Origin of the sequence: Corynebacterium sp. (genome assembly GCF_030826625.1) — a bacterium.
Classification (GTDB): domain Bacteria; phylum Actinomycetota; class Actinomycetes; order Mycobacteriales; family Mycobacteriaceae; genus Corynebacterium.
On record NZ_JAPJNQ010000101.1, the window covers coordinates 1 to 6,274 of the forward strand.

Annotated in this window: 8 protein-coding genes and 1 pseudogene; 5 read left to right on the top strand and 4 right to left on the bottom strand. The window is 54.1% G+C overall.

What is annotated here, in order from left to right; genetic code table 11:
* The coding region (locus RCH87_RS09805; protein WP_373690977.1) for an AI-2E family transporter at positions 1-455 on the bottom strand (455 nt) is incomplete at its 3' end.
* Between the two features lie 82 nt (positions 456-537).
* Here RCH87_RS09805 and ychF point away from each other — a divergent pair.
* Genes ychF through RCH87_RS09820 form a run of 3 tightly spaced genes read left to right on the top strand, consistent with a single transcriptional unit; the run spans position 538 to position 3,152 of the window.
* The gene (gene ychF, locus RCH87_RS09810; protein ID WP_306516521.1) at positions 538-1,623 is read left to right on the top strand and encodes a redox-regulated ATPase YchF; all 1,086 of its coding nucleotides are present in this window, start codon (positions 538-540) and stop codon (positions 1,621-1,623) included.
* Between the two features lie 42 nt (positions 1,624-1,665).
* The gene (locus RCH87_RS09815) at positions 1,666-2,373 is read left to right on the top strand and encodes a queuosine precursor transporter (protein WP_306516522.1); all 708 of its coding nucleotides are present in this window, start codon (positions 1,666-1,668) and stop codon (positions 2,371-2,373) included.
* Between the two features lie 38 nt (positions 2,374-2,411).
* Positions 2,412-3,152, top strand: coding sequence for a PIG-L deacetylase family protein (locus RCH87_RS09820; protein WP_306516523.1), 741 nt, complete (start codon positions 2,412-2,414; stop codon positions 3,150-3,152).
* On the opposite strand, the gene RCH87_RS09825 is transcribed toward RCH87_RS09820, so the two are convergent.
* Entirely contained in the window at positions 3,149-3,874 is a 726-nt protein-coding gene (locus RCH87_RS09825; protein WP_306516524.1) for a hypothetical protein, read from the bottom strand. The two genes, RCH87_RS09820 and RCH87_RS09825, sit on opposite strands and share 4 nt — an antisense overlap.
* Positions 3,875-3,992: 118 nt before the next feature.
* Here RCH87_RS09825 and RCH87_RS09830 point away from each other — a divergent pair.
* Positions 3,993-4,430: pseudogene (locus RCH87_RS09830) on the top strand (hypothetical protein).
* On the opposite strand, the gene RCH87_RS09835 reads toward RCH87_RS09830, so the two are convergent.
* Together RCH87_RS09835 and RCH87_RS09840 are read right to left on the bottom strand one after the other, a co-directional pair.
* On the bottom strand, positions 4,427-4,975 hold the full coding sequence (locus tag RCH87_RS09835; RefSeq protein WP_373690978.1) for a DUF402 domain-containing protein: 549 nt from the start codon (positions 4,973-4,975) through the stop codon (positions 4,427-4,429). The pseudogene RCH87_RS09830 and the gene RCH87_RS09835 overlap by 4 nt on opposite strands.
* A gap of 4 nt (positions 4,976-4,979) precedes the next feature.
* Positions 4,980-5,741 carry a hypothetical protein gene (locus tag RCH87_RS09840; RefSeq protein ID WP_306516526.1) on the bottom strand — a complete coding sequence of 254 codons (762 nt, stop codon included), beginning with the start codon at positions 5,739-5,741 and terminating at the stop codon, positions 4,980-4,982.
* 280 nt (positions 5,742-6,021) lie between these two features.
* On the opposite strand from RCH87_RS09840, the gene RCH87_RS09845 reads away from it, so the two are divergent.
* Positions 6,022-6,274 (top strand): GTP-binding protein (locus RCH87_RS09845; RefSeq protein WP_306516527.1); only part of this gene is annotated, 253 nt, incomplete at its 3' end.

Consider the following 6,274-nt stretch of genomic DNA (forward strand, 5'->3'; position numbering starts at 1 on the left):
CGTTGAATACCTTCGACGGTTTGTAAGTAAAGTCCTTGGGATTGACGTGCGAAATCAGGGGCGATGTAGAAGATGGTGCCGCCGACGATGCCGACGAATCCGCCCAGGGTTATTAACGCCGCAAGAGAACTGGGAAAGCCAGCTTTGCGCAGTCGCGAAGACACTGGTGCCAACACGGTGCAAATAATCAGCGCGAAGGTGATCGGCAAGACACCAGCCCAGAATCGGCCTAAAATCCTCCCCAGCAGATATAGGAATACCCCGAGGATGATCAGGCGTAGTGCCCAAGTTGCGGCTTGTTTGATGCCGTGCCCGAGCACGACGGAACGATCGACTTGGTCACCAGGCGGGTGCGGGGTGATATCAGACCATTCGATGTCCTGTGATGCCGCAGCGTCCTGTGATGCCGCAGCATGCTCACTGGGATCGGCTGGTCGGTTCGACTTCGTACTCACGTTTAATATCATGCCTTATTACAGGCCTCGAGGCGAAGGAGTATTGGGCAAGGAGTGTGGGCGATGCGTTAGGATACAGCGTGTGAGTCTTACACTAGGAATCGTCGGATTGCCCAATGTTGGCAAATCCACTCTGTTTAATGCCCTGACCCGTAGCGACATTCTGGCAGCGAATTATCCATTCGCCACCATCGAGCCCAACGTCGGCCAGGTGGAGTTGCCAGATCCACGATTGCGTCGTTTGGCTGAGATTTTCTCGTCCGAGCGAATCTTGCCTGCCATCGTTTCCTTCGTGGATATTGCAGGCATCGTGAAAGGAGCTTCCGAAGGCGAAGGCATGGGCAATGCTTTCTTATCAAACATTCGAGAAGCTGACGCGATTTGCCAGGTTGTGCGCGCTTTTGACGACGACAACGTCATCCACGTCGATGGCAAAGTTGATCCCACCGCTGATATTTCCATCATCAATACCGAGTTGATCCTGGCAGATCTACAAACCTTGGAAAAGGCCCTGCCGCGCTTGGAAAAAGAGGCGAAGAAAAACAAAGACCTCGCCAACGTAGTGGAGTCGGCAAAATCCGCGCGTTCGATTCTGGAAGATGATCGCACACTGTTTTCTGCTGCTAAATCCGATGAAATCGACTTGGCGCCGTTGCGTGAGCTGCATTTGATGACGACCAAGCCTTTCTTATACGTCTTCAACTCTGATGAAGGCGTGCTCACCGATGAGGCAAAACGCGCGGAGTTAGCAGAACTAGTTGCACCGGCAGATTGCGTGTTCTTGGATGCAAAAACGGAAACTGAGTTGCTGGAACTCGAAGAGGAAGAGGCAGCCGAGCTTCTGGAATCCGTTGGCCAGAGTGAGCCAGGATTGAATACCCTGGCGCGCGCTGGTTTCGAGACGCTTGGTTTGCAGACGTACCTGACGGCCGGGCCGAAAGAGGCACGTGCCTGGACCGTAAAGAAAGGTGCTACTGCTCCGCAGGCAGCCGGAGTTATCCACTCAGACTTTGAAAAGAAGTTCATTAAAGGAGAAATCGTCTCCTTTAATGATCTCGATGCAGCTGGTTCGATGGTTGCTGCCCGCAATGCCGGAAAAGTTCGCCTCGAGGGCAAGGATTACATCATGCAAGACGGCGACGTCTGCGATTGGAAGACCGGCGCCTAAAACGGGTGCGGACGGCTCACGACAGGCTGAAAGAAAAACAAGATGGCTGCAAAAACCAGTAAAAACAGTGATAGTTCGACCCAAGCACGCTATATCCCGGTGCGTGCTGGGCTGTATCCCATTTTTGTTGCGGCGTTTGTCGTGGTGTTCGTCATCTCGAATATCACTGCGAGCAAAGGGGTGACGATCGGGCCGTTGGTCACTGATGGTGCGTTTTTCTTATTCCCCATTGCCTATGTTATCGGCGATGTGCTCGCCGAATGCTATGGATTTAAAGCTACGAGGGTTGCGATCTGGACTGGTTTTGCCGCTGCGTTGGGTGCTGTGATCGCGTTTTATATTGCGATTTGGTTGCCTGCGGCTGATTTCTATGAAAATCAAGAAGCCTTTTCCACTGTGCTGGGCTTCGTGCCACAGATTGTTGCTGCTTCGTTGGCTGGCTATGCTGTTGGCCAGCTGCTCAATGCTTGGGTGCTTACCAAGATGAAAAGCCGGAACGCCGCAGCCCCGTTGTGGCAACGACTAATGGGCTCTACGGTGGTTGGCGAATTCGGTGACACACTGGTGTTTTGCCTGATCGCAGCAACAGCGATTGGTATCAGCACCGTGCCTGATTTCGTGAATTATGTGGTTGTCGGTTTCGTGTGGAAAACCTTGATGGAAGCCATTTTGCTGCCGGTTACCTACAAGGTTGTAGCTTGGGTGAAGCAGCGCGAAATGCCGTCCAGTACTGCGTCGTCGACAGCGTAGCCTGATCGCCCGGTGGTGGATAGGGCATAATCGCTGCTATGGGAGCACAACAAACTGAGCAAACAGGCGAAGGCCGAGCGTTAGAGAATCTAGATCTTTCCGGAATCGAGAAGGTTTTAGTAGTCGTTGCCCATCCCGATGATCCCGAATACGGCCTGTCAGCTGCAACGAATTCGTGGATCAGCCAGGAAGGCATTGAAGTCGGCTATCTTTTGTTGACTTCAGGCGAAGCAGGAATTGCATCGCTCGCGCCGGAGGAATGTGGCCCGCTGCGCGCCGATGAACAACGCAAGGCTTGTGATGCGATCGGTGTTGATTCCTTAGAGATCCTCGATTTTCCTGATGGTCATTTGGTGTACAACCTGGAGCTGCGCAAAGCTATTACCCGCAAGATTCGCCAGTTTCAGCCTGATGCCATAGTCGTTTTGCCGATGAGCCTGGAACTACCCATGGGACTCAACCAGGCTGATCACCGCGTGGCTGGTTTAGCTGCTCTCGATGCTGCGCGGGATGCAGCCAATCCCTGGGTTTTTCGCGAACTCACCGAATCCGCTTGGGCTACGACGAAATTTTGGATCGTGAACGACCTGGAATCGGATTATGTCTATCGTGTCAGTGATGCTGACGAACGTGCCGCGATTAATTCGCTGGCATCCCATGAGCAATACTTAGCAGCGTTGGACGATCACCCCGCGGCGGAAGATTTTATTCCACTGGTGCTGCGCGGAGAAGACCCGAATGCGCCTGCGCAGGTGAAATTTAAAGTCTATGATCTTTAAGGATCACTAGGTTCTGCAGGCATCACTGGGCTCGTGACGGTCCGGGCTCCGTTAGGTAGGGGAGAGGCGAATGCTGTCGCCGGGTAGATATCTAGTGGTTGTGCCAGGCTAGGTATCTGCACCATGTGCGGTTTCGCGTGCGGCAGAGCAACCACCATGGCACCAGCCGAGCAATAAGCACGAACATTCAACGGTGGCGTTACCGGCTCATCGACGTCAATCGTGCCTAATTTATTGTCATCGATGAATACACTGTTTCCTGTGACAATCGCGTACAGATGCGATAAACCGTAATTTCGCATGTCATAGTCCGAATGCACCGGGAGATATCGCGAACCTGTGGCTACCGGACCCTCAGGATTGTTGGCGCTGACTATCCACGGTGCGATCGGTGCCAAAATGTCGACGCCAATTTGTCCTGCGGAGACAGTGATGCGAGCAGTGGCTTCGATTCTCACCGCGCGCAAGGCCTGCAACGCCTCAACGTCGCCAAGAATCGCGATGATGCCGGTGTGGGCGCGCACCCGCCACGTACCGTGAAAAGTCATTGTCACGCTGATGTCGAATTGCTTGGGTTGGTTGCCAGGAAAACGGGCGTGGCGACCTTGTGGTTGGTCGACGAAGATCGCAGAAAGCCCGAGAACTGCGGCGCTAAAAACGCGCTGGGCAGGTAGGGGATCGCTGACGTGTACGGCGCTGGCGGGCAGCGGAAAATTTTGCACTTCGATCACCCTGACTGACGTTGTTGCATTGATGCTTTTGAGTTGACGTAGCGAAATTATTGGAGTTTCGCGTGTTCAACGTGCCTGAATATTGAACAACACCTAGTGTAATGAGTCGATGTACGAGACTTCCACGATTCTCTTCGCTTTTGCGTTGACACTGGCAGCCGGAATTTCCACAGGCATCGGCGGTGCCATCGCGGTGGTGAAAAACCGCCCAGGCCCGGTGTTCATGGCGACATCCCTGGGGTTATCCGCCGGGGTAATGCTGTATGTCTCTTAAGCAACCGGATCACGGTGGAAAGCATTCGCTGCCGCGACAGCTTCGGGGTTGGCTGAACCAATCGGGGCGCTGGTCGGTTTTGCGCTGCTAATGCCCGTCATGGGACCCGAGGCACTGGGGTTTGTGTTTGCTGCAGTCGCCGGTGTGATGGTGTTTATCAGTTTGGACAAGCTTTTGCCGACGGCGGTCGTTACCGGGCGTCACCACGCCGCGGTTTATGGGTTAATTGGGGGAATGGCGATTATGGCGATTTCACTTTTGCTGGGTGCCTAGCTGTGACCGAGCCCTGTTATTGGTGGGGTGAGCGTGAAAGAGCCCGGGGCTGCCCACTCCACGGGCATACCGAGCGAATCTAACCACGCAAGTGCATCATCATTGTGCCTGGTGATCCCGTCGACAGCGCGGAGCGTGGCTTCGATGGCATGCTCCGCATCATCGGCAGTGATCTGACCTTGCGCAGTTGCTTCTGCTAGCTCGTCTATATCGAGCACTTCAACTTGGTGGCCGGTCAGCGAAACAATGTCGATGTACAAATCGCGTGTGTGCCACGAATGAGAGCTGACGTCGATATCGACGATGTCGATGTAATAATCCTGGGGTTTTTCGTAGCCCGGCCGGAAATGGAAGATGCTCACTCGCAGGGAGAGTTGCGGCAGCAGCCAAGATTCGAGGTAGCCGAATTGTGGGTGGTCAGCGCCTCGTGCCATATACAAGCCGAAGTCGGTTGAAAGATAGGAATCGACGGTGCGGTGGAATCCCTTGGGATCGACATTGACCTTCTCGGTGATCATAAAGGTCTCTTTTTTGACTGGATGCATGGGGTTAACCAGTGATGAGTGCGGCGGTTGGGAAATAATTGCAGGTGCTGTTGTGAGTGTGCACGCTGCCTTCGAGTACGGCGATGATGGTGCCGCGGCCAGTATCGGCGACCCCAGAAATAGTGGCAGGACCTTCCGGGTTGATGCCATGGTTACCCAGCGCCGTGGTGCCAAATTTCCCGTTGCTGAGATTAAACCAGTGGGCCCGCATGTCTTGATTTTGGGCGGCGGGCGCGGTACCCAGCGCGGTGAATAGGAAGGCAGTTTCATGAGCTGCGGCACCCGGTGCCGGAATTTCTGCGGGGCCCGGAACTGCAATAGCCGTACCAACGCTGTCATGTGTGCCATCGATGCACGATCCGGCAACTGTCGGCCAGCCAAACTGTGTGAACCGTGGACCATCTTCTGGCAAATCGGGTCCACCGGTTTCGCCTGCACCAATCGCAAAATCCAGAGCCTGCAAAATAGCCTCTCGGGCTTGAGGTGGCACCCATGGTTGGTGTGCGAATTGTCGGATTTGTGCTGCGCTTTCTGGGGTTGGTCGGCCTAGGTGATCAACTGGTGAATATCGTGCGAAGAGATCGTCAAGTTGACTGCTGTACAGGTGCTGTTTGCTAGCAGAAAGCTGCGTGCTGGAGGCTTGATTGAGGTTTATGCTCTGGGCTTGCGCCGAGGGTGCAGCTGGGGCAAGCAGAGCGAGGCTGGCGGCGATAGTAGTGACCGCGGTGCGTGCCCCGATCATGCGTGGGCGGGCGGCTGCAAGCATGTGGTCCTCCGTGAACCGTTGGTTGGGTTGTGCAGGGGTAGGTCTAGTATTTAATAGCTAATCACTAGTTATTGTCACTTTAATAACAATGGAAACATCTTTAACGATTGCCACAACCATAACTAGTCGGCCAGGCATCTGCAACGGTTCTGTGTGCTTTTTGTTGACTTACTAGGGCTATCGGGGGAACGGCGGGGGATGTTAACGTGCGTGAAGATGCACGTGGAGTAGAAGACGAGTATCGTTGAACCGTTAAAACCCACAATCTTTCAGGAGTACTGTGAACACTGAGTTCCGCAACGTCGCAATCGTCGCGCACGTCGACCATGGTAAAACCACTCTCGTCAACGGAATGCTCGAGCAGTCCGGTGCGTTCGGTGAACATGGCGAAGTTAATGATCGCGTCATGGACTCGAATGACCAGGAAAAAGAGCGTGGCATCACGATTCTTGCGAAAAATACCGCGGTCCGTCGTAAAGGGCTCGGTAAAGATGGTGCCGACCTTATTATTAACGTCATCGATACCCCAGGCC

Excerpts from the sequence above, each read along its gene's own strand:
- RCH87_RS09840 (WP_306516526.1), bottom strand. The coding sequence starts at position 5,741 with ATGCTTGCAGCCGCCCGCCCACGCATGATCGGGGCACGCACCGCGGTC.
- RCH87_RS09820 (WP_306516523.1), top strand. The coding sequence starts at position 2,412 with ATGGGAGCACAACAAACTGAGCAAACAGGCGAAGGCCGAGCGTTAGAG.
- RCH87_RS09815 (WP_306516522.1), top strand. The coding sequence starts at position 1,666 with ATGGCTGCAAAAACCAGTAAAAACAGTGATAGTTCGACCCAAGCACGC.
- RCH87_RS09835 (WP_373690978.1), bottom strand. The coding sequence starts at position 4,975 with ATGCATCCAGTCAAAAAAGAGACCTTTATGATCACCGAGAAGGTCAAT.